Source organism: Arthrobacter sp. SLBN-100 (genome assembly GCF_006715305.1).
Taxonomy (GTDB): Bacteria; Actinomycetota; Actinomycetes; order Actinomycetales; family Micrococcaceae; genus Arthrobacter.
The window spans coordinates 26962-52937 of the sequence record NZ_VFMY01000001.1 but is presented as its reverse complement, the minus strand read 5'-3'; the positions used below and the strand labels follow the sequence as shown (position 1 = coordinate 52937).

At 64.0% G+C, this 25976-nt stretch carries 18 protein-coding genes and 3 rRNA genes; 3 read left to right on the top strand and 18 right to left on the bottom strand.

Translation table 11 applies throughout. The features are described 5' to 3' along the window. Positions 1 to 28: 28 nt before the first annotated feature. The gene (locus FBY31_RS00240) at positions 29 to 511 is read right to left on the bottom strand and encodes an 8-oxo-dGTP diphosphatase (protein WP_142035407.1); all 483 of its coding nucleotides are present in this window, start codon (positions 509 to 511) and stop codon (positions 29 to 31) included. Between the two features lie 75 nt (positions 512 to 586). On the opposite strand from FBY31_RS00240, the gene FBY31_RS00235 reads away from it, so the two are divergent. Then, positions 587 to 1276 carry a hypothetical protein gene (locus tag FBY31_RS00235; RefSeq protein ID WP_235012853.1) on the top strand — a complete coding sequence of 230 codons (690 nt, stop codon included), beginning with the start codon at positions 587 to 589 and terminating at the stop codon, positions 1274 to 1276. A 49-nt stretch (positions 1277 to 1325) separates the two neighbouring features. Here FBY31_RS00235 and xerD read toward each other — a convergent pair whose 3' ends face one another. The 15 genes from xerD to FBY31_RS00160 form a co-directional block, all read right to left on the bottom strand. Continuing rightward, positions 1326 to 2369, bottom strand: a complete 1044-nt coding sequence (xerD, locus tag FBY31_RS00230) for a site-specific tyrosine recombinase XerD (protein ID WP_200833280.1) — start codon at positions 2367 to 2369, stop codon at positions 1326 to 1328. Beyond that, positions 2369 to 3028 carry an NUDIX domain-containing protein gene (locus FBY31_RS00225; RefSeq protein WP_142035404.1) on the bottom strand — a complete coding sequence of 220 codons (660 nt, stop codon included), beginning with the start codon at positions 3026 to 3028 and terminating at the stop codon, positions 2369 to 2371. The genes xerD and FBY31_RS00225 overlap by 1 nt, the downstream gene beginning before the upstream one ends. A gap of 26 nt (positions 3029 to 3054) precedes the next feature. Further along, positions 3055 to 4824, bottom strand: coding sequence for a CTP synthase (locus tag FBY31_RS00220; protein WP_142035402.1), 1770 nt, complete (start codon positions 4822 to 4824; stop codon positions 3055 to 3057). 121 nt (positions 4825 to 4945) lie between these two features. Beyond that, positions 4946 to 6685, bottom strand: coding sequence for a DNA repair protein RecN (recN, locus tag FBY31_RS00215; protein ID WP_142035399.1), 1740 nt, complete (start codon positions 6683 to 6685; stop codon positions 4946 to 4948). 3 nt (positions 6686 to 6688) lie between these two features. Next, entirely contained in the window at positions 6689 to 7714 is a 1026-nt protein-coding gene (locus tag FBY31_RS00210) for an NAD kinase (RefSeq protein WP_142035396.1), read from the bottom strand. 13 nt (positions 7715 to 7727) lie between these two features. Continuing rightward, positions 7728 to 8543, bottom strand: coding sequence for a TlyA family RNA methyltransferase (locus FBY31_RS00205; protein WP_142035393.1), 816 nt, complete (start codon positions 8541 to 8543; stop codon positions 7728 to 7730). Further along, entirely contained in the window at positions 8543 to 8827 is a 285-nt protein-coding gene (locus tag FBY31_RS00200; protein ID WP_200833279.1) for a hypothetical protein, read from the bottom strand. Before FBY31_RS00200 ends, FBY31_RS00205 begins: the two co-directional genes overlap by 1 nt. A 9-nt stretch (positions 8828 to 8836) precedes the next feature. Beyond that, positions 8837 to 9826, bottom strand: coding sequence for an HAD-IIA family hydrolase (locus FBY31_RS00195; RefSeq protein ID WP_142035390.1), 990 nt, complete (start codon positions 9824 to 9826; stop codon positions 8837 to 8839). 4 nt (positions 9827 to 9830) lie between these two features. Beyond that, positions 9831 to 11771 (bottom strand): hypothetical protein, encoded by a 1941-nt coding sequence (locus FBY31_RS22940; protein WP_235012852.1) that lies wholly within the window; start codon positions 11769 to 11771, stop codon positions 9831 to 9833. A gap of 584 nt (positions 11772 to 12355) precedes the next feature. After that, a 5S ribosomal RNA gene (rrf, locus tag FBY31_RS00185) occupies positions 12356 to 12472 on the bottom strand. Between the two features lie 228 nt (positions 12473 to 12700). Beyond that, positions 12701 to 15826 (bottom strand): 23S ribosomal RNA (locus FBY31_RS00180). Between the two features lie 493 nt (positions 15827 to 16319). Next, positions 16320 to 17845, bottom strand: a 16S ribosomal RNA gene (locus FBY31_RS00175). Together the 16S, 23S and 5S rRNA genes form the textbook arrangement of a ribosomal RNA operon. 496 nt (positions 17846 to 18341) lie before the next feature. Further along, positions 18342 to 19655, bottom strand: coding sequence for a tyrosine--tRNA ligase (gene tyrS / locus FBY31_RS00170; protein ID WP_142035386.1), 1314 nt, complete (start codon positions 19653 to 19655; stop codon positions 18342 to 18344). Between the two features lie 91 nt (positions 19656 to 19746). Next, complete coding sequence (locus tag FBY31_RS00165) at positions 19747 to 21975, bottom strand: HelD family protein (protein ID WP_142035383.1); 2229 nt, start codon at positions 21973 to 21975, stop codon at positions 19747 to 19749. 52 nt (positions 21976 to 22027) lie between these two features. Beyond that, positions 22028 to 22690 carry a DNA-3-methyladenine glycosylase gene (locus FBY31_RS00160; RefSeq protein ID WP_142035380.1) on the bottom strand — a complete coding sequence of 221 codons (663 nt, stop codon included), beginning with the start codon at positions 22688 to 22690 and terminating at the stop codon, positions 22028 to 22030. Between the two features lie 114 nt (positions 22691 to 22804). Here FBY31_RS00160 and FBY31_RS00155 point away from each other — a divergent pair, with 114 nt between their 5' ends. Together FBY31_RS00155 and FBY31_RS00150 are read left to right on the top strand one after the other, a co-directional pair. After that, entirely contained in the window at positions 22805 to 24343 is a 1539-nt protein-coding gene (locus FBY31_RS00155; protein ID WP_142035377.1) for a DNA-3-methyladenine glycosylase 2 family protein, read from the top strand. Next, the gene (locus FBY31_RS00150) at positions 24340 to 24834 is read left to right on the top strand and encodes a methylated-DNA--[protein]-cysteine S-methyltransferase (protein ID WP_142035374.1); all 495 of its coding nucleotides are present in this window, start codon (positions 24340 to 24342) and stop codon (positions 24832 to 24834) included. Before FBY31_RS00155 ends, FBY31_RS00150 begins: the two co-directional genes overlap by 4 nt. 30 nt (positions 24835 to 24864) lie before the next feature. On the opposite strand, the gene FBY31_RS00145 is transcribed toward FBY31_RS00150, so the two are convergent. After that, positions 24865 to 25632 (bottom strand): maleylpyruvate isomerase family mycothiol-dependent enzyme, encoded by a 768-nt coding sequence (locus FBY31_RS00145; protein WP_142035371.1) that lies wholly within the window; start codon positions 25630 to 25632, stop codon positions 24865 to 24867. Between the two features lie 10 nt (positions 25633 to 25642). Beyond that, positions 25643 to 25897 carry a pyridoxine 5'-phosphate oxidase C-terminal domain-containing protein gene (locus FBY31_RS00140; protein WP_142035368.1) on the bottom strand — a complete coding sequence of 85 codons (255 nt, stop codon included), beginning with the start codon at positions 25895 to 25897 and terminating at the stop codon, positions 25643 to 25645. Positions 25898 to 25976 lie beyond the last annotated feature (79 nt).

Here is a 25976-nt window from a genome sequence, read left to right as displayed (position 1 = left end):
GCGGCCCTGGTTCAGAGCAGCCCTTGGTTCAGAAAAGAAGGCTTTCCGAGGAGGCAACGGCTTCGTTGTCATTGTCCATGGTGACCACGATGTTGACCCTGCCGCCCTCCAGGACTACCGGCAGCCAGTGGTCGGCGTCCTGCCACATGCGGTCCACCGGCAAGCTGGCAGTGTCGAACCAGGCCGGAGCAATCTCGGCGCTCTCGGTGGGCTCGCCTTCCCAGCTGACGGCAGTGAACAGCCGCGTGTCCATGTCCCACTCCGGTTTAGCAGGAAACACGAAGCGCACAACGCCCGCGTCCCGCAGGTCTTCGTGCCGGATCCCGATGTCGGCCTCTTCCCGCACCTCGCGGATCACGGCTTCGGCGTCGCCCTCCCCCGCTTCGACGTGGCCACCGATGCCAACGATCTTTCCCCGCCCGAAGCCGGTCTTCTTCAGACCCAGCAGGACCTGGGAAGCACCGTCCAGCTCACGGAGCAGGAAGCAGAGAGTAACCCGTGCTGCAGTCATGCGCCCTAGCCTATGTGGTCCGGGAGTTGTCAGCGAGAAAGCGCCTGGGGGTGATGAATATGCCAAGCTCTACGTGTGACTCCCGAAACTGCAGACGGGATACGGCCGGCCCGCATCTCCGCCATTGACACCCGCCTGCCGGAATGGCTGGTGCGCAACCCTTTGTACTGGGGCTGGGCCTGGGCCGGTTTCTGGACAGTGCTCATTGTGACGGACGAATTCGTGGGCCTGGCAGGCTGGACGTGGTATCTGCTGGTGGCCGCGGCTGCCCTGCCCACGCTGCTCAGCACCCTGGCCGTGCTGCACGTGACTCCGCGGCAGCAAGTGAAGGCCGGCCGGGAATCGGTTTTGGGCCTGTTCTTCGTGCGTTTCCTGGCGCTCATTGCGGCATTCATGGTGTGGGCCATATCGGTAGTTTTGAGCGCGTCCATCTCCACCACCATCCAAGCCCTGGCGGGTGACTCCGAGCGGGAAGTGACCGCCCTGGGTTTCAACCTGATGGCGGCCCTGGTTCCACTGGTGGTCGCCGTCCTGTGGCTCGCGTTTGTTGCCAGGTGCGCCTGGTTCCTGCGGAGGCTTCGCGGCTGGCGGCAGATCCCCACGCTCTCGCGGGTGCCGAAATCGTTCCTCCGCGGCCGCCCACGGCTGCGCCAGGTAGTGATTGGCTTGGCGCATCCTGGCCTGATGTTGCTCGCCGGGATGGGCACATCGGTGCTGGCTTTCCTGCTGGGCCCGGTGGAACTGACCATCGAGGCGCTGCTCTAGCTGCCCCCGGGAAGTATTTCCACGCGGCCCAATATGTTCGTGGGTATCTTCAGCCCAACGCCCGAGGGTGCGCTGCTGCATAGATTTCCCGCAGGGTGTCCGCTGTCACCAGGGTGTACACCTGGGTGGTTGTCACTGAGGCGTGGCCCAGCAGCTCCTGGACCACACGGACATCGGCGCCGCCTTCGAGCAGGTGCGTGGCGAAGGAGTGCCGGAGGGTGTGTGGTGAGACTTCTTTGGTGATGTTGGCCTTCCCGGCCGCAGCCTTGAGGATGGTCCACGCACTCTGGCGGCTGATCCGGCCGCCGCGCGCATTCAGGAACAACGCCGGCGTCCCTTTACCCTTGGCTGCCAGCAGCGGACGGCCGCGGATCAGGTAGGCGTCCAGAGCCCTGGCCCCGTAGGACCCCAGCGGCACCAGCCGTTCCTTGGAACCCTTGCCAAAGAGCCGTACGATCGCCGGCCCGGTTTCCGCCTCCTGGAGGGAGATGTCGTCCACGTCCAGGCCAACAGCCTCGCTGATACGGGCACCGGTGGAGTAGAGGAACTCCAGCAGGGCGCGGTCCCGCAGGCCGGTAGCGGTATCGGTGCCGGCCGCCTCCAGGATCCTGGTGACCTCGCCCACGCTGATGGCTTTGGGCAGCCGTTTTCCAGGCATGGGCGGGTGGACGTCGCTGGCGGGGTCCGTCGTCGTGAACCCTTCCAGGGCCCAAAACTTATGCAGGCCCCGCACGGCCACCACGGTCCTCGCCGCAGACCGCACACCCAAGGCTGTGCCGCCGTCGGACCCGTCCGCCAAGGCACGGACGTACCCGGTGACGTGGTGCCGGGTGATGTCTTCGGGGCGGCCGCAGCCTGCGGCTGCCAGGTAACGGGAGTACCGGGCCAGGTCCCTGCGGTACGCCGCGAGGGTATTGGCAGCCAGTCCCCGTTCCACCCCCATGTGCTGGAGGTAGTCGGTGATGCCGCGGTCGATCGCCGTTGGCGGTGACGGGGGCACGGAACCGGAAACCTTGCCTGGGCCGGCTTGTTCCGGATCGGCGCGGGGGGCCACACCGGCGGGAGCCAGTTCAGCGGAAGGACCGGGGACCATCAGCGCTGGCTGGGGTGCTCGGGCCAGGGCGCGTCCGCCGGCCGGAGCCCGGCAAAGCCGTCAGCCCGCGCAGCGGCCGCGGCAAGGATCCCGACGACGGCAGACGGGTTGTGGAGGCGGCCGGCCAGCACGGACTCCACGGCGTCGTCCAGGCCGATCCAATGGAATTCGATTTCGGCTTCCTCGTGGATCCGCTCGTGCCGCTCATGGTGCGGTACTTCCGTGAGGTCGCGGGCGAGATAGATCCTGATGGCCTCGCTGGAGGAACCCGGGGAGTTGAAGACGTCAGCCAGGACATTCCAAGTGCCGGCGGCAAGATCAGCCTCTTCGGCAAGCTCGCGTGCCGCACCCACCTGGAAGTCCTCGCCTTCAACGTCCAGCAGTCCGGCCGGGATCTCCCAGAGGTCCATGCCCACGGGGTGCCGGTACTGCTTGAGGAGGAGGATCTCGCCGTCGTTATTCATGGGCAGGACGGCAACGGCGCCAGGGTGGTCGATATAGTCCCTGGTGAGGGCCTCGCCTGTTTCCTGCAGCTGGAAGGTATCGCTGACCACATCCCAGATCCGGCCTTCGTACACCTTCTCGCTGGACACAAGACGGCGCGGGCTCGGTGCATCCGAAACCTTTGCTACATGGGTGGCTTCGTGTGTACCGGGCATCGCGCCGTCCTTTATTTCGTGCGGAACTACTTAGCGGCTACCGTACCGGACGGCGCGGCCTCGGAAACACCAGCCCCCGGGGCGAGGGCCGTGTCGGAGCCTGCCTGGTGGTCCAGGGCGGCCTTGACGAGGCCGGCGAACAGCGGGTGCGGGCGGGTGGGGCGCGAGCTCAGCTCAGGGTGCGCCTGGGTGGCCACGTAGTACGGGTGGACTTCCGCGGGCAGCTCGACGAACTCCACGAGCTTGCCGTCCGGAGACGTGCCGGAGAAAACGAGCCCTTCGGCCGCGATCTGGTCGCGGTACTTGTTGTTCACTTCGTAGCGGTGGCGGTGGCGTTCGCTCACAGTGGTCTTGCCGTAGGTTTTGGCGATGACGGAGCCTTCGTCCAGTTTGGCTTCGTAGAGGCCCAGGCGCATGGTGCCGCCCAGGTCGCCGCGGCCCTCAACAAACTCCAGCTGCTCTTCCATGGTGGCGATGACGGGGTACTTGGAATCCGGCTCGAATTCGCTGGAGGACGCGCCTTCCAGACCCACCACGTTGCGGGCGTACTCGATGACCATGCACTGCAGGCCCAGGCAAAGTCCCAGGACCGGCAGCTTGGTTTCGCGGGCGAACTTCAGCGCGCCGAGCTTGCCCTCGAGCCCGCGGATGCCGAAGCCGCCGGGGACGCAGATGGCGTCGACGCCGTCCAGGGCCTTGACGGCGCCTTCGCGGGTTTCGCATTCGTCCGAGGGGACCCAGCGGATCTTGACCTTGGTGTCATTGGCGAAACCGCCGGCGCGCAGGGCCTCGGTCACGGACAGGTAGGCGTCCGGCAGGTCGATGTACTTGCCAACGAGCGCGATTTCCACGTGGTGCTTGGGGTGGTGGACTGCCTCCAGGAGCTTGTCCCAGCTGGTCCAGTCCACGTCCTTGAAGGGCAGGTCCAAGGCCCGCACGATGTAAGAGTCCAGGCCCTGGGTGTGCAGGGTCTTGGGGATGTCGTAGATGCTGGGCGCATCGGCGGCGTTGACCACGGCGTCGATATCGACGTCGCACATCCGGCCGATCTTTTCCCGCATGGCGTCCGGCACTTCACGGTCTGAGCGGATCACGATCGCTTCGGGCTGGATGCCGATGGAGCGCAGTGCGGCGACGGAGTGCTGGGTGGGCTTGGTCTTCAGTTCCTGGGACGGCCCGATGTACGGAACCAGCGAGACGTGCAGGAAGAAGACGTTGGTCCGGCCAATATCCTGGCGGACCTGGCGGGCCGCTTCGAGGAACGGCTGGGATTCGATGTCGCCAACGGTGCCGCCGATTTCGGTGATGATGACGTCCGGGGCGTTCTTGCCTTCAGCGGGCAGGCGCATGCGGCGCTTGATCTCATCGGTGATGTGCGGGATGACCTGAACGGTGTCGCCCAGGTATTCGCCGCGGCGTTCCTTGGCGATGACGGTGGAGTAGACCTGGCCGGTGGTCACGTTGGCCGAACCCTCAAGGTTTTCGTCGAGGAAGCGCTCGTAGTGTCCGATGTCCAGGTCCGTTTCGGCACCGTCGTCCGTGACGAAGACTTCGCCGTGCTGGAAGGGGTTCATCGTGCCCGGATCCACGTTCAGGTAGGGATCGAGCTTCTGCATAGTTACAGACAGGCCGCGTGCCCGCAGCAGATGACCGAGGCTTGATGCCGTCAGTCCCTTACCGAGCGAGGACGCCACACCACCGGTTACGAAGATGTGTTTGGTCGTCTTGGACGAGCCCGGGAACCGGGAATTTACACGGGAATTTGATCGCTGCACCACGGAATTCGAGCCTATCATCAAAAGAGCCTTCCACGGGTCGGGAAACTGTTCCCCAAATGATCCAGTCTGCGGGTCCGGCCGTGCGGGAAGCAAGGGGTGGCCGCTGCTTGCAGACGCCTGGCTGGAACGTTGGACGCAATCAGGCCCGCTGTGGCAGGAGTTTCGCGTCGTCCAGGAGTTCCTGCGCGTGCGCGCGGGCAGATTCCGAGTCCTCCTGGCCGGCCAGCATGCGGGCCAGCTCACGGACCCGCTCGGGGCCATCGAGGAGGCGGACATCACTTGAGGTGAATCCGGTGGCTGTCTTGCCGTCGGCTCCCCTGACGGAGGTTTTGGTGACGGTGATGTGCTGGTCCGCGAAGGCGGCCACCTGCGGCAGGTGCGTTACCACCAGCACCTGCACGTGCCGGGCCAGCATGGCCAGCCGGCGGCCGATCTCGACGGCGGCACGTCCGCCCACTCCTGCGTCCACCTCGTCAAAGACGAACGTGGGGACGGGATCCACGGCGGCCAGCACCACTTCGATGGCCAGCATGACCCGCGAGAGTTCACCACCGGAGGCCCCCTTGCCCAACGGCCTGGCCGGGGCACCGGAGTGCGGCTGCAGCAGGAAGCTGATCTCGTCCCCGCCGTACGGTCCCAGCTGGCCGGTGGTCTCGAGCTTGATCACCAGGGTGGCATCGGCCATGGCGAGGGCCTTCAGCTCGGCGCTGACCCGGGACGAAAGTTCCTTGGCGGCCTTGGCCCTGATCTTGCTGATGGCGGCCGCCTGCTTCTGCAGGTCCGCCTCCGCCCGGACCACTTCAGCTTCCAGGGTTTCGATCCGCGTTGAATCGTCCTGCAGTTCATCGAAGCGCACACGGGCCTTTTCCGCCCACTCCAGCACTTCGTCGATGGACGGGGCGTACTTGCGGATCAGCTTGGCCAGGACGGCCCGCCGGTCCTCGATTTCCGCGAGCCGTTCCGGCCCCTCCGTGTCCAGGCTGGCCTGGTAGCTGGCCAGGTCGGTAGCGATATCGTTCAGCAGGAAGCCCACCTCGGCGAGGCGGGCTGCTGCAGAGCCGAGCTCGGCATCATGCTCTGCCACGTGCTCCAGCGTCCGCTTGGCGGCGTCCACCAACGTGGTGGCATCGCCTGCGTCACCAAAATCCTCCGCGATCAGCGCCTGATGTGCCGTGCTCGCGGCAATCCGCAACTCCTCCACATTGGCCAGCTTCACTGCCTCTGCCTTAAGGAGCTCATCCTCCCCCGGCTGCGGATCCACGTCGTCGATTTCGGCGAGGGCGGTCTCCAGGGATTCTGCTTCCCGCAGCCGGTCCCGGGCGGCGCTGCGCAGGGTGTCCAGCTCGGCCTGGCTGGATTTCCAGTGGTTGTACAGCTCCTGGTAGCGCGCCAGCGGGCCGGCCAGGGCGTCGCCGGCGAACTTGTCGAGCGCCCCGCGCTGGGCCGCGGCGCCCTTGAGCCTGATCTGGTCCGACTGGCCGTGCACCACCACCAGGGTCTCGCCGATCTCAGCGAGGACGCCCACAGGGGCGGCCCTGCCGCCCAGGAAAGCGCGGCTGCGTCCGTCCGCACCCAGCCGGCGGGCCAGGATCAGTTCCGCGCCGCCGTCGAACTCTTCCGCCTCCGCACCCGCTTCCAAAGCACGCTCGATGGCGGGATGGCCGGCGTCGAGCTTGAGCACTGCCTCGGCCGTTGCGCTTTTGGCTCCGCTCCGGACGGCACCGGCGTCGGCGCGGGCACCCAGGAGGAGGCCGACGGCGGTGACCACCATGGTCTTGCCGGCGCCGGTCTCGCCGGTCACCACGCTCAGCCCGGGGCCCAGCGGCAGTGTTGCGTCAGTGATGACGCCCAGGTCGCGGATTCTGAGTTCTTCAAGCATGGTTCACTTTGCGGTTGAGGGATCGGGATCGCTGTCCGGTTGCCCGCCGCCAGGCACCTGAAGCGGCGGCATGGGGCGGGGCGTCCGGACAATGGGAATGGGGCCGGTGTGGATCGCTTCGGACTTGGGGACGGGGCCGCGCCAGCCGTGGATGGGCAGTTCGAACTTCCGCACCAGCCGCGCCGAGAACGGAGTCTGGTGGGTGCGGGCCAGCCGTACGGGGGTGGCTGATTTGGTGACTTCCACGCGGGCACCCGGCGGCAGGTCCACCGACCGCCGGCCATCACACCAGAGGACGCCCTGGGCATCGGTACGGCCCAGGACTTCCACGGCGAGGCGTGAGCGGGGCGAGACCACCAGCGGCTTGGCGAAGAGCGCGTGGGCGCTGATGGGCACAATGACCAGGGCCTCCACCTCCGGCCAGACCACGGGGCCACCGGCGGAAAACGCATAGGCGGTGGAACCGGTAGGGGTGGCCATGACGATGCCGTCGCAGCCAAAGGAGGTCAGCGGACGCTGGTCCACCTCCGTAACCACTTCGAGCATGCGTTCCCGGTTGGCTTTTTCGATCGCTGCTTCGTTCAGCGCCCAAGTGTGCCAGATTTTCTGTCCGCGGACCCACACCTGGACGTCGATGGTCATTCGCTCTTCCACCGTGTAGTCCCGGCTGGCAATCCATTCAACGGTCTGCGCGAGGTCCGCCCGCTCGCTCTCCGCGAGGAAGCCCACATGGCCCAGGTTCACGCCCAGCAGGGGCACGTCAACTTCGCGGACCAGCTCGGCGGCGCGGAGGATGGTGCCGTCGCCGCCCAGGACCATCACCAGTTCAACGTCCGGAAGCTGGACGTGGTCGTGGAGCACCTCCACCGGCTGGGCAAGGTGCCCGAAGAAGCGTTCCATATCGCCCAGTTCGGAGTCCTGCATCACCGGAACGATGCCGGAGGCTTGCAGCTGGGCGCAGGCCTCCCAGGCGGCCTTCAGTGATTCCTCGCGGCCGGTGTGGGCGAGGACCAGTACACGCCTGCTCATCAGGTTCCGCTCCCTAGTGGTTGTGCCAGATTCGTCCGAGCAAGGCAGCGGTGGCTGCGTCTCGCTCTTCGATCTTAGGCAACTCTTGGCTGTTCCTGCGGTTTATCCACAGGAAGTATTCGACGTTTCCGTCCTGGCCGGGCAGCGGGCTCTGTGCGAGGCCCCGCAGGTCGAGGCCGGCGTCGAGGGCAGCCCGGGCCACTTTCTCCACCGCCATCCGCCGCTCCCGCTCGGACGTCACCACTCCGGTACGTCCCAGCCGGTCCTTGCCGATCTCAAATTGCGGCTTCACCATGAGCACCAGGTCGCCGCCGGGTTCGGTGCATTCCGCCAAGGGCCGGACCACCAGGGTCAGCGAAATGAAGGACAGGTCGGCCACGGTCAGCGCTGCGGGGCCGCCGATGTCCGCCGGCGACATGTACCGCACGTTGAGTCCCTCGTGGACTTCCACGCGGGGATCTTCCCGCAGCTGCGGCACCAGCTGGCCGTGCCCGACGTCGACCGCCACCACGTGCGCGGCGCCCCGGCGGAGCAGGACATCAGTGAAGCCGCCCGTGGACGCGCCGGCGTCGAGGCACCTTTTTCCGGCGGGCAGCACCTCGGGAAACGCATCCAGGGCGCCGGCCAGTTTGTGCCCAGCCCGGCTCACGTAGGTGTCCTGCTCGTCATGCCGGACCACAAGGTCCCTGTCTTCAGCGACCTGGAGTGATGCCTTGCTGAGCACCTGGCCGGCTGAACGGACTTTTCCTTCGGCAATCAGCGAGGCGGCGTGGGTGCGGGACCTGGCAAGGCCGCGGGCCACCAAGGCCTGGTCGAGCCGCACCGGCATCAGGCGCCACCGTCCGAGGGGTCGCCGATCGTGGGGTCGCCGATCGTGGGATCGCCGATCGTGGGATCGCTGATCGTGGGATCCGAATCCAGGGCGGTCCGCAATTCGTCATGAAGTGCGTCATACACCGCTTCGTGCTCTGCCACAGGAACCCCAGGCAATGCATCCAGGGGTGCCAGGGCCTGTTGGACCAGCTGGTCGGTCACCGCGGGTTGGCTGTCCAGCGGCCAGTCCGGGGAGGGCTGGGCTGCTGCTGATTCGTCAGGCGTGCTCAGCTCAGTCATTCAACCAGTCTAATGATCCAGCCAGGCCAGTTGTGGTGCCTTCGCCGCCGCGGCGTCCGGGGTGGCCGCCCACCAGGCTGCACAGGCGGCCCGCCAGGAATCGAGGTTGTCCTGGCTGCCAATGATGCCCACGGCTCCGTTGGCTGCGCGGGCCGTTGCTTCGCCGCACGTGTAGGTGCCGTCGTCGTGCGTCACCTCGGGGTACGGGCGGTACAGGTCGGTCAGGGAGCTGATGATGTAGTCGGGCCGTTCGGCGGCGCGGGCAGCGAGGATGCTCTGCCGGGTGTCGACGCCGGTCAGTACTGCCACGGTGGCGAAACCGGCATTGTTGCCGCCCAGGATGTCTGTGTCCAGCCGGTCCCCCACCACCAGCGGGCGCTCGGCTCCTAGCCGCTTGGCGGCCGAGTGGAAGAGCGGAGCCTCGGGTTTCCCTGCAACGCGGGGCGTCCGGCCCGTGGCGGCTGTGACTGCGGCCACCAGGGTTCCATTACCGGGTGCGATGCCGCGGGCCTGCGGGATGGACATATCCGTGTTGGTGGCCACCCACAGGGTTCCGGCCGCCACAACATAGGCAGCCTCAGCGAGTTCGTTCCAGCCGATGGCCGGGTTGAAGCCCTGGACTACTGCCACTGGGTTCTCGTCCTGGCTGTACACCGGTACCAGGCCCACCAATTCAATTTCCTGCGCCAGCGCCGGGCTTCCAGTAATGAGCACCCGGGAACCCGGGGGCAGCTCGGAGGCGAGCAGCTCGGCGGCGGCCTGGGACGAGCTGACCACCTGGTTGTCGGCGGCCGGGGCGCCCAGCTCCCGGAGGTGGGCCGCAACCTGTGCCGGGGTCCGGGACGCGTTGTTTGTTACATAGCCAAGGCCCACGCCCAGGCCCGCCAGCTGCTGGAGTGATTCCACCGCACCGGGGATCGCGTGCGGGCCGGCGTACACCACCCCGTCCAGGTCGGCGAGCAGCGCATCGAAACGGGAGACCAGGGTTGCATCAGTCATGCGCTTAGTCTTCCCGGCGATCCTGGTGGTCCTGGTGGTCTGCGGGAGCGTTCCCGTCCGCCAGGTCCTCTCCGGTGTGGTCCAGTTCGTCGTGCTCCACCGAGTCCTCATCGGACTCAGCGTCGTCTGAAACGAAGTAGTCCGCTTCCTGGTCATCGATGCTTGCGTCCACTGCTTCTTCGACGGCGGGCGATTCCACTGCCTGGGTGACTGCAGCCTCCGTGGTTGCAGCTTCTGTGGTTGCAGCTTCTGTGGTTGCAGCAGGAGCTTCAGCGCCGGCAGCTGCCGTTGCGGCCGTGCCGGAGGCGCTGGATGCGCGGTCCAGGAGCCGGCGCCGCTCGGCTTCCTCGCGGGCTTCTTCTTCCTCATCCCAACCAAGGTCAATGATGTCGGGTTCTTCGTCAACACCCAGGCCCAGCGCGTTTTCGGCCACAACGGCCTGTTTCTGCCACTTCTCGGCTTCGGCGGTGCGGCCTACCGCAGCCAGGGCGTCCGCATAGGCCCGGAAGAGCCGGGGGCTGTAGGAGAACGCGCGGTTGATGTCCAGCTGCTGGATCTCCAGCTCTGCAACGGCGGCGTCCAGCTGGCCAAGGTCTGTGCGTGCGCCCGCTGCCACAATGGCAAGTTCAACTTTTCCGGGTGCGTCCAGGTCCTGGGCTTCCTCGGACCGGACCACATCGAGTGCACGGTCGGGGCGGCCCAGCCCACGTTCACAGTCAGCCATTACGGGCAGGTGCACGTTGGAACCGCTGATCCGGCGGTACGTCCGGAATTCCCGAAGCGCCTCGCCATAGTGACCCGCAGCGTAGGCGGTGAGGCCTACGGCTTCGCGGACAGCAGCAAGCCTGCCGCCGCGCCGGCTGGCGGCCAGCGCGTGCTGGAAGGCCAGTTCGGGCTCGTCGTCGATGAGCCGGCCGGCCATCACCAGGTGGCGGGCGACCCACTCCGCGTTGTTGGCCTCAAGCGTTTTGATCTGGTGCTGCGTTGCGCGGTCAAGCTCCTTGCCGGTGACATCCTCGTCGATCTCCGGAGACCGTTCGCGGTCCGGGCGATTGGCGCTGCGGAGGTCGCGCATGTTGGGTACACGTGCCGGGCGCTCTTCCTGGCGGTCCCGACCGAAGGTGCGGGGACCGGCATCACCGCGGCTGTCAACGCGACCCGGTCCGCGGTCGAAGCTGCGGGGTGCGCGGGCGGGACGTTCTTCCTGGCGGTCGCCACGGCTGGGACGGTCGCTGCGGTCGCCAAAGGGCTTGCGGTTTTCTCCGCCGCCGAAACCGCGGCGGTCACCCTCGCCGTCACGGCGCGGACGGTCACCAAAGGACCGGTTGTCGCGGTCACCGTAAGGCTTACGGTCACGGTCACCGAACGGCTTCCGCTCCCCACCACCAAAACCACGGCGGTCACCCTCGCCCTCGCGGCGCGGACGGTCACCAAAGGACCGGTTGTCGCGGTCACCGTAAGGCTTACGGTCACGGTCACCGAACGGCTTCCGCTCCCCAGTACCGAAACCGCGGCGGTCGTCGCCTTCGCCCTCGCGGCGCGGACGGTCACCAAACGGCTTCTTGTCGCGGTCACCGAACGGCTTCCGCTCTCCGCCGCCGAAACCGCGGCGGTCACCTTCACCGTCACGGCGCGGACGGTCACCAAAGGACCGGTTGTCGCGATCGCCGTAAGGCTTACGGTCACGGTCACCAAACGGCTTCCGCTCCCCACCACCAAAACCGCGGTCACCCTCGCCGTCGCGGCGCGGACGGTCACCAAAAGGCTTCTTGTCGCGGTCACCAAACGGCTTCCGCTCTCCACCGCCGGTAGCACCCCTGGAGGGCTGGGAGTTGTCGCGGTTGGTGCGGGACCGGAATCCTCGGGGCTCGCCGCCGGAGTTGTTGTGTCCGCGGAACCCGCCGCGGTCGTTTCCGCCGCGGTTGCCGCCGTTGTGCTCAGCCATGTGGATTCCTCCTGTTGTGAGCCGACCACTGGCGCAATCGCAGCCGCTCGTATCCGTGTTTCGTTTCCTACGCAACCCGAAATCAAGCGCTTCGAAGTCCGTACATCTTCATCAATTCTAGTGGAGTTGCCTCCCCGGGCAGCACCGAGCAAGCACTAAGCGGCGGCACCGTGGCAATCTTCACACCGATGCCCCATCACCTCCTGCAGATTCTGGAGCAACGCCCAATCCGTTCCAGGAGGCGTCCGAAGGCGGTGCTGCCGCGGGGGTGTGCGGGAGGCTGGCCTTGGGAGAAGCGGAAAGTGATGGATGGTTGGCGGATTCGGTGCAGAAGCTGATGGAAGGTTCCCGAATTTTCTGCGGGAGCTGATAGCGCGCTTAATGGTCGGCCGGAAAAATGATGGCGCGGCCCTCTTACGGGACGCTCCATCAGGTCCTGCGGCTTATCTTCCGACGCCCCATCACGTCCGACGGCGGTGCTGCCGTGGGAGGGCGCGTTTTGGGTTCACCCGGGTTGGCCTTGGTTGTTTAAATGCGGGAGGCCCCAACCAGGTGCTGGTTGGGGCCTCGACCGTTTAATGGTTGTCCGGCGGTGACCTACTCTCCCACACCCTCCCGGGTGCAGTACCATCGGCGCTGTGGGTCTTAGCTTCCGGGTTCGGAATGGGACCGGGCGTTTCCCCCACGCTATGACCGCCGTAACCCTTGTACCCGTCACACACCCCGGGGGGGTGGTGTGGGAAAACTGTGGTTACAACATGTTCTGCAATGAATGCAGTGGTGGTGTTGTTATTCAATTATGTTCCCGTAGCAACGAAACCAGGTTTGGTTTTGTTGTTTGGGAACCACATAGTGGACGCAAGCAGTCTTGTTTCTTTTTACCATCGGCTGGTGTGAACGTCTTTTGAATCCGTTCACGCCAATGGTGTGTGGTGTAAGTTATCGGCCTATTAGTACCGGTCAGCTTCACGAGTCGTTAGTCCTCGCTTCCACATCCGGCCTATCAACCCAGTGGTCTGGCTGGGGGCCTCTCACACACAAGGTGTATGGAAATCTCATCTCGAAGCGAGCTTCCCGCTTAGATGCTTTCAGCGGTTATCCCATCCGAACGTAGCTAATCAGCGGTGCACTTGGCAGTACAACTGACACACCAGAGGTTCGTCCGTCCCGGTCCTCTCGTACTAAGGACAGCCCTTCTCAAATTTCCTGCGCGCGCAGCGGATAGGGACCGAACTGTCTCACGACGTTCTAAACCCAGCTCGCGTACCGCTTTAATGGGCGAACAGCCCAACCCTTGGGACCTACTCCAGCCCCAGGATGCGACGAGCCGACATCGAGGTGCCAAACCATGCCGTCGATATGGACTCTTGGGCAAGATCAGCCTGTTATCCCCGAGGTACCTTTTATCCGTTGAGCGACGGCCATTCCACAATGTACCGCCGGATCACTAGTCCCGACTTTCGTCCCTGCTCGAGATGTCTCTCTCACAGTCAAGCTCCCTTGTGCACTTACACTCGACACCTGATTGCCAACCAGGCTGAGGGAACCTTTGGGCGCCTCCGTTACTTTTTAGGAGGCAACCGCCCCAGTTAAACTACCCATCAGGCACTGTCCCTGACCCGGATTACGGGCCGAAGTTAGATGTCCAAAGTGACCAGAGTGGTATTTCAACGATGACTCCACCCGAACTGGCGTCCGGGCTTCAACGTCTCCCACCTATCCTACACAAGCCACTCCGAACACCAATACCAAACTATAGTAAAGGTCTCGGGGTCTTTCCGTCCTGCTGCGCGTAACGAGCATCTTTACTCGTACTGCAATTTCGCCGAGTTTATGGTTGAGACAGCGGGGAAGTCGTTACTCCATTCGTGCAGGTCGGAACTTACCCGACAAGGAATTTCGCTACCTTAGGATGGTTATAGTTACCACCGCCGTTTACTGGGGCTTAAATTCTCAGCTTCGCCGTGAGGCTAACCGGTCCTCTTAACCTTCCAGCACCGGGCAGGAGTCAGTCCGTATACATCGTCTTGCGACTTCGCACGGACCTGTGTTTTTAGTAAACAGTCGCTTCCCCCTGGTCTCTGCGGCCCCGATCCCCTCCGGACAGCAAGTGTCCATCAAGGTTGGGGCCCCCCTTCTCCCGAAGTTACGGGGGCATTTTGCCGAGTTCCTTAACCATAATTCTCTCGATCGCCTTAGTATTCTCTACCTGATCACCTGTGTCGGTTTGGGGTACGGGCGGCTAAAACCTCGCGTCGATGCTTTTCTCGGCAGCATAGGATCACCAAATCCCCCCAAACGGGGGTCCCATCAGATCTCAGGCATCATGAACAGCGGATTTGCCTACCGTTCGCCCTACATCCTTAGACCGGGACAACCATCGCCCGGCTCGGCTACCTTCCTGCGTCACACCTGTTAATACGCTTGCCTCCCAGGATCAGGTCCTGCGCTCCACCAAAACCCTCACACCACAAGGGTGATCGGGCAGGTTTCGGGCAGTTAGTATCCCCTGTTCAGCATGGGCGGTTTTTCGCCGGTACGGGAATATCAACCCGTTGTCCATCGACTACGCCTGTCGGCCTCGCCTTAGGTCCCGACTTACCCAGGGCAGATTAGCTTGACCCTGGAACCCTTGATCATTCGGCGGACGGGTTTCTCACCCGTCTTTCGCTACTCATGCCTGCATTCTCACTCGTGTAGGCTCCACCGCTGGTTTACACCGCGACTTCACCGCCCACACGACGCTCCCCTACCCATCCAGACGCCTGAACCACAAGGGCTTAGCAAAAATCTGAATGCCACAACTTCGGCGGTGTACTTGAGCCCCGCTACATTGTCGGCGCGGAATCACTTGACCAGTGAGCTATTACGCACTCTTTTAAGGATGGCTGCTTCTAAGCCAACCTCCTGGTTGTCTGAGCAACTCCACATCCTTTCCCACTTAGCACACGCTTAGGGGCCTTAGTTGGTGGTCTGGGCTGTTTCCCTCTCGACTATGAAGCTTATCCCCCACAGTCTCACTGCTGCGCTCTCACTTACCGGCATTCGGAGTTTGGCTGACGTCAGTAACCTTGTAGGGCCCATTAGCCATCCAGTAGCTCTACCTCCAGCAAGAAACACGCAACGCTGCACCTAAATGCATTTCGGGGAGAACCAGCTATCACGAAGTTTGATTGGCCTTTCACCCCTACCCACAGCTCATCCCCTCCATTTTCAACTGAAGTGGGTTCGGTCCTCCACGACGTCTTACCGTCGCTTCAACCTGGCCATGGGTAGATCACTTCGCTTCGGGTCTAGATCACGCCACTGCAACGCCCTATTCAGACTCGCTTTCGCTACGGCTTCCCCACACGGGTTAACCTCGCGACGTAACACTAACTCGCAGGCTCATTCTTCAAAAGGCACGCCGTCACAACTACAAGGCTGCTCCGACGGATTGTAAGCACACGGTTTCAGGTACTGTTTCACTCCCCTCCCGGGGTACTTTTCACCTTTCCCTCACGGTACTGGTCCGCTATCGGTCATTAGGGAGTATTTAGGCTTATCAGGTGGTCCTGACAGATTCACACGGGATTTCTCGGGCCCCGTGCTACTTGGGATACTCATCCGGGCGGTACACAACATTACGGTTACGGGGCTCACACCCTCTCTGGCCGGCCTTTCAAGACCGTTCACCTATGCCTGCACATCACACCCTTCCAGTCCGGCAGAACTGAAACGGAAAGTCCCACAACCCCGACCATGCAACGCCCGCCGGCTATCACACATGGAACGGTTTAGCCTGATCCGCGTTCGCTCGCCACTACTAACGGAATCACTATTGTTTTCTCTTCCTGCGGGTACTGAGATGTTTCACTTCCCCGCGTTCCCTCCACGCACCCTATGTGTTCAGATGCGGGTCACCAGGCAGCTCGCGCCCCTGGCGGGGTTTCCCCATTCGGACACCCTGGGATCACAGTCCGGTTATCGACTCCCCCAGGCTTATCGCAGATTCCTACGTCCTTCTTCGGCTCCTAATGCCAAGGCATCCACCGTGTGCTCTTAAAAACTTGACCACAAAAGATCAATCAGTAATTTTCGAGAGAACCATGAAAACCAACCACAACCACAGGCTGCAGCCAGATCCAGGTTCATATTCTTGGAAATTGCTTCTTATAAAAGATGCTCGCGTCCACTATGTAGTTCTCAAACAACAACCCCAAACCACACACCCCACACATCTACATGCATGATCGGTGCAGCCAGGAAACCAGAAACAAACAAACCCGGCAAAAGCACCGCAGCCAAAAGCCACAGCGCCCCCACCGGTCCTGTTGCCTCAGGACCCAACAGTGTGCCAAACACTAAACCACCCACACCCCAACCCCGCCGTTCCAGGACACCAAAGCATCCGTACTAGACAAGAAAGAAACACAAGCAGCCGCTATTTGTTGATATTCCACCCTTGAGCACCCGCCGCAGAACAATCGTCTGCGCAACGGGCCTTTACTCCTGACAAACCCCACGCCCCCACATACATGGAAACGGTGGCCTGTAGGTGCTCCTTAGAAAGGAGGTGATCCAGCCGCACCTTCCGGTACGGCTACCTTGTTACGACTTAGTCCCAATCGCCAGTCCCACCTTCGACAGCTCCCTCCCACAAGGGGTTAGGCCACCGGCTTCGGGTGTTACCAACTTTCGTGACTTGACGGGCGGTGTGTACAAGGCCCGGGAACGTATTCACCGCAGCGTTGCTGATCTGCGATTACTAGCGACTCCGACTTCATGGGGTCGAGTTGCAGACCCCAATCCGAACTGAGACCGGCTTTTTGGGATTAGCTCCACCTCACAGTATCGCAACCCTTTGTACCGGCCATTGTAGCATGCGTGAAGCCCAAGACATAAGGGGCATGATGATTTGACGTCGTCCCCACCTTCCTCCGAGTTGACCCCGGCAGTCTCCTATGAGTCCCCACCATCACGTGCTGGCAACATAGAACGAGGGTTGCGCTCGTTGCGGGACTTAACCCAACATCTCACGACACGAGCTGACGACAACCATGCACCACCTGTAAACCGACCGCAAGCGGGGGACCTGTTTCCAGGTCTTACCGGTTCATGTCAAGCCTTGGTAAGGTTCTTCGCGTTGCATCGAATTAATCCGCATGCTCCGCCGCTTGTGCGGGCCCCCGTCAATTCCTTTGAGTTTTAGCCTTGCGGCCGTACTCCCCAGGCGGGGCACTTAATGCGTTAGCTACGGCGCGGAAAACGTGGAATGTCCCCCACACCTAGTGCCCAACGTTTACGGCATGGACTACCAGGGTATCTAATCCTGTTCGCTCCCCATGCTTTCGCTCCTCAGCGTCAGTTAATGCCCAGAGACCTGCCTTCGCCATCGGTGTTCCTCCTGATATCTGCGCATTTCACCGCTACACCAGGAATTCCAGTCTCCCCTACATCACTCTAGTCTGCCCGTACCCACCGCAGATCCGGAGTTGAGCCCCGGACTTTCACGGCAGACGCGACAAACCGCCTACGAGCTCTTTACGCCCAATAATTCCGGATAACGCTTGCGCCCTACGTATTACCGCGGCTGCTGGCACGTAGTTAGCCGGCGCTTCTTCTGCAGGTACCGTCACTTTCGCTTCTTCCCTACTGAAAGAGGTTTACAACCCGAAGGCCGTCATCCCTCACGCGGCGTCGCTGCATCAGGCTTGCGCCCATTGTGCAATATTCCCCACTGCTGCCTCCCGTAGGAGTCTGGGCCGTGTCTCAGTCCCAGTGTGGCCGGTCACCCTCTCAGGCCGGCTACCCGTCGTCGCCTTGGTGAGCCATTACCTCACCAACAAGCTGATAGGCCGCGAGTCCATCCAAAACCACAATAAAGCTTTCCACCAACCACCATGCGGCAGTCAGTCATATCCGGTATTAGACCCAGTTTCCCAGGCTTATCCCAGAGTTAAGGGCAGGTTACTCACGTGTTACTCACCCGTTCGCCACTAATCCCCGGTGCAAGCACCGGATCATCGTTCGACTTGCATGTGTTAAGCACGCCGCCAGCGTTCATCCTGAGCCAGGATCAAACTCTCCGTTGAAGTAAAACAGACACAACCCCCAGCCCCGGGAAAACGGGACCAAAAAGCTGCACAAAATTTGAAACCAGCTGTAAAAACCAGACCCCACCACAGGGGCGGAAGGATCCAGCCAAAACAACCAATCAATAAAACAATTGGTATCAACAAACTTGGCACACTATTGAGTTCTCAAACAACAGACACATTCGAATATTCCCGAAACAATTCATTCAATGAATTTCTATTCCGTATTTCTTCGCTGCGATGTTTCAATCTTATTTGATTCAATTTCACTTTGCAAATCCGGTTGTTTTCCCGGAATTCACTCGGAGGAATGAATCCGCCCAGCAAAAAACGAAGCATTTTCTTCAATCCACGCCTTGCGCAGCCAAGAATTGCTTCTTATTTGTTGGGGGTTTTGCCACCACTCGGCGGTGGCGACTCAGAAAACAATACACGCCCCTCCGCGGGCGTGCAAATCGCCTGCGGAGGAGCGTGCAAAGCAGGTTTCTTTGGGCTAGGGAACCAGTACTTCAACAGTGGCCAGGCTCTTCTTGCCCCTGCGCAGGAGCAGGTACTGCCCGTGCAGGAGTTCGGACTCAGGGATCACAGCTTCAGGGTCCAGCACCTTCTCGTTGTTCACGTAGGCTCCGCCCTCACCAACCGTGCGACGGGCAGCAGACTTGCTGTCCGAAAGGCCGGAGGCAACCAGCAGGTCAACGATCCCCAGCGCGTCCACCTGAACAGTTGTGGAGGGAAGTTCGGAGGTGGCCGCCTGCAGCGTCGGCTTGTCCAGCGCCGACAGGTCGCCGTTGCCGAACAGTGCAGCCGAAGCGGCGATCACCTTTTCGGTGGCTTCCACGCCATGCACCAGGGAGGTCACTTCGAAAGCAAGCTTCCGCTGGCCTTCACGGGCAAACGGGCGCTCGGCCACAGCCTTGGCGATTTCTTCGATCTCGGACCGGGTCAGGAAGGTGAATACCTTCAGCCGGTCCACAACGTCAGCATCGGCGGTGTTGAGCCAGAACTGGTAGAAGGCGTACGGGCTGCACATCCCGGCGTCGAGCCAGATGGCGTTGCCCTCGCTCTTGCCGAACTTGGTGCCGTCCGAATTGGTGATCAAGGGGGTTCCCAGGGCGTGGACGCTCTTGCCCTCCACCTTGCGGATCAACTCTGTTCCGCTGGTGAGGTTGCCCCACTGATCCGACCCGCCGGTCTGCAGCATGCAGCCGTAGTCCCGGTACAGCTGGAGGTAGTCCATGCCCTGGAGGATCTGGTAGCTGAACTCGGTGTAGCTGATGCCCTCGTCAGAGCTCAGCCGCGAGGCCACTGCGTCCTTGCGCAGCATGGTGCCCACGCGGTAGTGCTTGCCCACTTCGCGCAGGAAGTCGATGGCGCTCAGCGGCGCCGTCCAGTCCAGATTGTTGACCATCCGGGCAGCATTGCCGCCCTCGAAGCTGAGGAACCGGCTCACCTGCGCCTGAAGGTAGCCCACCCACTCCGCCACAGTGTCCTTGGTGTTCAAGGTGCGCTCGGCTGTGGGGCGGGGGTCACCGATCAGGCCGGTGGAACCGCCCACTAGCCCGAGAGGCTTGTGGCCGGCCAGCTGCAGCCGCCGCATCACGAGCAGCTGGACCAGGTTGCCCAGGTGTAGGCTCGGCGCGGTGGGATCGAAGCCGCAATAGTAGGTGACCGGTGCACCGGCGAGGAGCTTTTCCAGCTCTGCTTCGTCGGTGGAGACATGGACCAGGCCACGCCACTTCAGTTCCTGCCAGATGTTGGCAAAAGTGGGGTCGTTCTGTTGCGTTTCGAGGCTGTTGATTTCTGGCACGCCTTCTAAGTTAGCAGTATTACCGGGCGCCGGCGCCGGACCAGAGGTACCGGCGCCCGCACGCCGAAACGGGACACCCCAACAGAAAAGGTCAGCGCTGGATCCCAGCGGGCACGGGCTCGGCAGCAATCAGCCGCAGCCGCCGGGTGGCGCGGGTCATGGCAACATACAGGTCCCCCACCTTGCCGTGCTCGTGGTTCAGCATCGTGGCGGGCTCCAGCACCACCACGCCGTCGAACTCCAGGCCCTTGGCTTCACGGGGGCTGATCACCACGATGTCCTGCTCGTAGCTGCCGGCACCGGTGCCGATGCGGCGGCCATACTCGGCGCGCAGTGCCGCAGTAGCTTCCGGCAGAAGGTGACCGTCGGCGATGACGGCCAGCAGGCCGCCGTCGAGCGCTTCCAGTTCTTCGGCCAGGACCTCCACCAGGCGGCTGACCACCTGGCCCGGCTCCACCTCATCGATGATGGGTGACCAGCGTCCTTCCCGCACGGCCTTGGGCGCGGACACCACGAGCCCTGCTGCGTTGGCCATCCGGACCGCCGCCTCGGCAATCTGGGACGGGGTGCGGTAGTTGACGGTGAGTTCCTCCAGCTGCCAGCGGTCCCCGAACATGGGGGCGAGCGCGCCCTGCCAGGAGTTGGCCCCGGCCACGGAACTCGTCTGCGCGATATCCCCCACGATGGTGAAGGACTTCAGCGGGCACCGGCGGACCAGCAGCCGCCACTGCATGGGCGAAAGTTCCTGTGCTTCGTCCACCACAATGTGGCCAAAGGCCCAGGTGCGGTCGCTCGTGGCGCGCTCGGCAGCCGTCAGCCGCGCATCCTGTTCCTGGTTCTGCTCGGCCAGCTCCTCAGCAGACATCAGCGGGTCCACCCCTGCGGCCTCCATGTTGACCAGCGTCTGCCTGGCGTTGGCCAGGTCACGGGCGCGGTCGTGCTCCTGCTGCGCCAGGCCACGGCCGGCCGCGGGGTCCAACTCGCCCAGGAGCTCGGCGGCTTCATCCAGCAGCGGGACATCGGACTCGGTCCAGGGCGCGTCGGCCGGGCGCAGCAGCAGGGCCCGCTGAGCCGGGCTCATGTCCGGTGTGCAAAACTCCAGCACAGCCGGCTTGCTGAACAGCTCCGAGATCAGCTTCTCGGGCGTCATGGGCATCCAGCACAGGTTGAGGGCGATCCGCACATCACGGGCAGTGCGGACATCCTCGGCCAGGTACGAGCGGTCGGCGTTGTTGCCGATATTGCCCTCTTCCACCAGCTCGGTCATCTGTTCAGTCAGTTCGCGCAGCAGGATCTTGACGAACGTCACGCGGGCCTCATTGTGCGGCTTGCCGGTGGAGCGGGCACGTTCGCGGGCACGGCGGACCTGGCGCGGGGTCAGCACCAGCTTGCGGCCGTCCACCTCCAGGATCCGGTTCTCCGCGGGAATGCGCTGGCGGTTGGCCACAGCGTTGGCCACCACGGTGGCCATGTCCAGGCGGCCCTTGATGGCCGCGACGTCGGCATCAGGTTCCGGAATGGCGTTGATGCCGGGCATCAGGCGGCCCACGCTGGCCATCACGACGCCGGTCTCGCCCAACGAGGGCAGCACCCTTTCGATGTACTTCATAAACGACGACGACGGGCCCACCAGCAGCACCCCGGCGGACTTCAGCCGGTCCCGGTGGGTATACAGCAGGTACGCGGCACGGTGCAGCGCCACAGCGGTCTTGCCCGTGCCGGGCCCGCCCTGGACCACCACGGCGCCGGAGATGGAGGACCGGATGATGCGGTCCTGTTCGGACTGGATGGTGCTGACGATGTCCGACATCCGGCCGGTGCGCTTGGAGTTCAAGGCCGCGAGCAGGGCCCCTTCGCCCTGCAGGGACTCGTCGTCCGTCAGCATGTCGACGTCGAGGACATCGTCCTCGATGGCCTTGACGTCGCGGCCCTGCAGGATCAGGTGGCGGCGGCGGCGGACGCCCTGCCGGTCGAAGGCTGTCGCCTGGTAGAAATGCCCGGCTTCGGGCGCGCGCCAGTCCACCATGAGCCGCTGCAGGTCCTCGGTGGTGAGGCCGATGCGCCCGATGTACTGGGCTTCCCCTGAGTCCAGGTCCAGACGGCCGAACACCAGCCGGTCATCCACCGCATCCAGCTGAGCCAGGCGGTCCTCGTACAAAGCCGCGAAAGCATCACGTTCGGAAACGTTCTGCATGGTACCCACAGCCCCTGCCCGCCGGACCTGCGCGAGCTGCTTGCGCTTTTCCTCGCGGAGCTCCTCCAGCCGGGCATACAGGCCGGCTACATAGTCCCGTTCGTGGGCCAAATCGGCGTCGAGCATCTAACGTTCCCCTATCGCAAAAGACAGACCTACCATTCTACAACCATTTCCGTTAACGCTGGCGAAACCGGACCGGCCTGGGCTTCGCTGCCTTGTACCTGGAAACCGTGGGGTCGCCGCTGAGCCAAAACCGCCAGGCGTAATCCTCCGATCCACCGGCACCGGAGACCCCCACCCGGGGCCCGGAGCTGACCTGCGTGGCCGGGCGGTCCGGGAGCGTAAGCCCGAACGGGGGCACCAGCACGTCGCGGCCACTGTAGGCGGTGGTCAGGCCGAGGGCTTTGGCGAGGCGGGCCGGACCGCTGGCCAGGTCGGCAGGATTTTTCGAGGTGGCGCGGCGGTGCCGGGCGAGCTCGACGCCCTCCACGATCTCCCCGGCACGCAGCAGCAGGGCCGAGGCCACCCCCTCTGGACCGCACACGATGTTGGTGCAGTGGTGCATCCCATAGGTGAAGTAGACGTACAGGTGCCCGGCCGGACCGAACATCGGCGCATTGCGAGACGTGGGACCGCGGTAGGTGTGGGAGCCGGGATCGGGGTGCAGGGAATCCTCCGGACCCAGATAGGCCTCCACCTCGGTCAGCCGGACGGACACCCGCCCTTCCCTCGAATGGTGGGTCAGGACAGCCCCGAGCAGCATCGGGGCCACCTCGCGGGCATCGCCGGACAGGAACTCCCGCAACGGTTCCCCGTCCGGCGAGGGACTTCTGCTCATGGCCAGACTCTATCGAAGACCGGCAGCAATAGGCGGCAGAAGGCAGAGAATTTGTACCACGGCGATGTCCGATTTCCGCTAGCCCCTGCCAGGTGCTGCTGGCAGGATGGAGGAATGGACTTCTGGCAGCGCTACCGTGCAATAGATGCCCGGGACACGCGGTTCGACGGGCAGTTCTTCACTGCCGTACGGACCACAGGCATTTATTGCCGCCCGTCATGCCCGGCCCGGACGCCCAAGGCCGCGAACGTCACCTTCTACGAGACGTCCGCCGCAGCGCACGACGCCGGCTACCGGGCTTGCAAGCGCTGCCTGCCGGAGGCGGTTCCCGGCACCCCGGCCTGGAACGTCCGCCAGGATATTGCGGGCCGTGCCATGCGCCTGATCAACGACGGAGTAGTCAACCGGGACGGCGTGGAGGGGCTGGCCGACCGCCTTGGCTATTCCTCGCGGCAACTGAACCGCATCCTGAGCCACGAGCTTGGCGCCGGTCCCCTGTCGCTGGCCCGGGCCAGCCGGGCGCAGACCGCCCGTACGCTGCTGGTCTCCACGTCCATGAGGCTGGCGGATGTCGCCTTCGCGGCCGGCTTCAGCAGCGTGCGGCAGTTCAACGAGACCATGGCGGAGGTCTTCGACATGACCCCCACCGCCCTCCGTGCCGCACGGCACCCAAAAGCCGTCGCGGGATCCACGGCCCTGACCCTCAGCCTGCCCTACCGAGAGCCCTTCGACCCCGGCATCTTCACGTTCCTGGCCGTGCGCGCCATCCCCGGCATTGAGGCAGGAACAGTAACGTCCTATGCGCGGACCCTGCGGCTGCCGCAGGGCGACGCGCGTTTTCGGATTGAGTACGACGCCGGCGCCCAAGGACGGCCGCTCACCCTCACCATCGGCGCGGTGGACCTGAGGGACCTGCCGGCACTGCTGAGCCGCGTCCGGAGGCTGTTCGACCTGGATGCCGATCCGGTGGCCATCGACAGTGCGTTGGCAGCGGACAGCCGCCTCGCAGCTTCAGTCGCCGCCGCTCCCGGCGTCAGGATGCCCGGTGCCCTGGACCCCGGCGAGATGCTGGTCCGGGCGATGATCGGACAGCAGATCACTGTGGCCGCGGCGCGGACGGCACTTACCGGGCTGGCCGCCGTCGGACGGCCCTGCCAGAGCCCCGGCGACGGCCTGGACCGGATGTTCCCCACCGCGGCCGAAATCGCCGCTGGCGGCTGCGCCCTCCTCCGCGGACCCAGGAAACGCGCGGAGGCCCTCCGTGCGGCAACCTCCGCACTCGCGGAAGGCAGGCTGGATTTCGGCTACGGAGACGACCTGGCCAGCCTGGGCGCGAAGCTGCTGCCGCTGGCAGGGGTGGGACCATGGACGGTGGGCTACCTCGGCATGCGGGTCCTCGGCGCTCCTGATGTTTTCCTGGCCAACGATGCGGCCGTGCGGAACGGGGTGAGGGCACTCGAGCCAGGGATTTCGGAAGCGCCCGACGGCCCCGGCACCGCCAGCTCCGATTTCCGCGAGGCCAGCCCCTGGCGCTCGTACGCCACCATGCACTTGTGGCGGGCAGCAGCCCGGGCCGCAGCAGCGTCCCGTCGACGCGGCACAACGAAACATGCCGGCGCAGGCACCGGAACAGCAGAGAAAGCGAAACGATGAAAGCCCAGTTGCTCCAGATGTCCACTCCTGACGGCCCGTTCACTATCCTCGCCCGGGACGGGACGGTCCTTTCGAGCGGGTGGACCGACAAGCCCGGCGATTTAACCGGGCAGATTCATCCGTCGCTGCGGCCGGCCTCCGTTGAGCTGGTCACCGACCTTGGCGGTATCACCACAGCGGTGGAAGCGTTCTATGCGGGGGATCCCGGACCGGCAATGCATGTGCCCGTGCTGCAGATGTCGGGGCCGTTCCGCACCCACGCCTGGGACGTGCTGCGGCTGGTCCGGCCGGGGTCACCGGTGACGTACACCGAATACGCGGAACTGGCGGGCAACCCCAAAGCCGTCCGGGCGGCCGCCAGCGCCTGCGCGTTCAATGCGGCAGCCCTGTTTGTTCCCTGCCACCGCGTTATTCGGACAGACGGTTCGCTGGGCGGTTTCCGCTGGGGCCTGGCTATCAAGGAGAGCCTGCTGGCACGCGAGGCCGCTTAGTCCCCGGGCGGGCTGCTCCTGCTGCCCGCCTCAGTGCTGCTTTGGGGCCGGTGTTCCCGCAGGCCACGGTAGCAGGGCCGGCAGGTCAACACCGTCCGCCGCGGCGGAGGCGCGCAGGCTGCCAAGGGTAGGTTCGCGGCCGGCGAGCCATGCGGCGATATCGGTGATCATTCCGCTGACCACCGTGGACCGGTTCCCACTGCCGATGCTCACTGGCGGAAGGCCGAGGGGCTGCAGCACGAGTTTGTCCTCCGCCGGCACACGGGCTGCGAGGAAATCGAACAGGTGCCCGCAGAACGGCCGGCTCCAGGTTTCCGGTCCCCTGCCTGTCAGCAGGTCCGCGTTGTGGATGACGAGTTCACGCCACAGTGCGAGGCCGCCGTCCAGGACCACTCCCCCACGGTAGGTGATGGGTGCGTACCAGCCGGTGCGGTTGGCGGACGAATCCTTGACGCCGGGGAGTACATCGAACGCACGCAGCACCCGGTCCAGGGCTGCCCTCAGGTCTGTGAGGTGGGTGGCGGCGTCGTGCCCGGCAGCCGTGTCGATCGCCCGGTTCCGGCCCTCCATGCCGCCGTCGTACAGCTCAACGGTTTCGCCGCGGGCCGCGTACTCGAGCTGCCGGGCCATGGCGTTGGAGATCCCGGTCAGGTGGGCCAGCACGTGGCCCCGCGTCCAGCCGGGAAGCGCGGAGGGAGCCCTCACGTCCTCATCGCTGAGCTTGGCAACATCGGAGGCAACGTCGTCGGCGGCCTTATGGATTCCGGCCAGCAGGACCTCGGGTTCGGGAGCTATCATGGCGCTCATCCTAGCCGGGAATAACGCCATCGGGCCCGAAGCGCTGGCGGATGTGGGGGCCGCCGTGGCTGGCCTGCCAAAACTCGATTTCGGCGGGTTGGACAGCGTAGAGCTGCCAGTCCGGGTTTTCACTGCCGTCCGGCCGCGGCCGCCCGTCCCAGTCACGGGCCGAAGCCTTTGCAGGCAACTCCACCACAGGCCCCGCCACCCGGACCTGCCGGCCCAGGGAAGGCCAGTAGAAGTTCAGGGCCGCTCGGGGGTGCAACGCTCGCTCAGATAATGCGTGGAAATTGGCAACGCTCTCTCACTTTCTTAGGGAAAGTGAGAGAGCGTTGCCCAAAAGG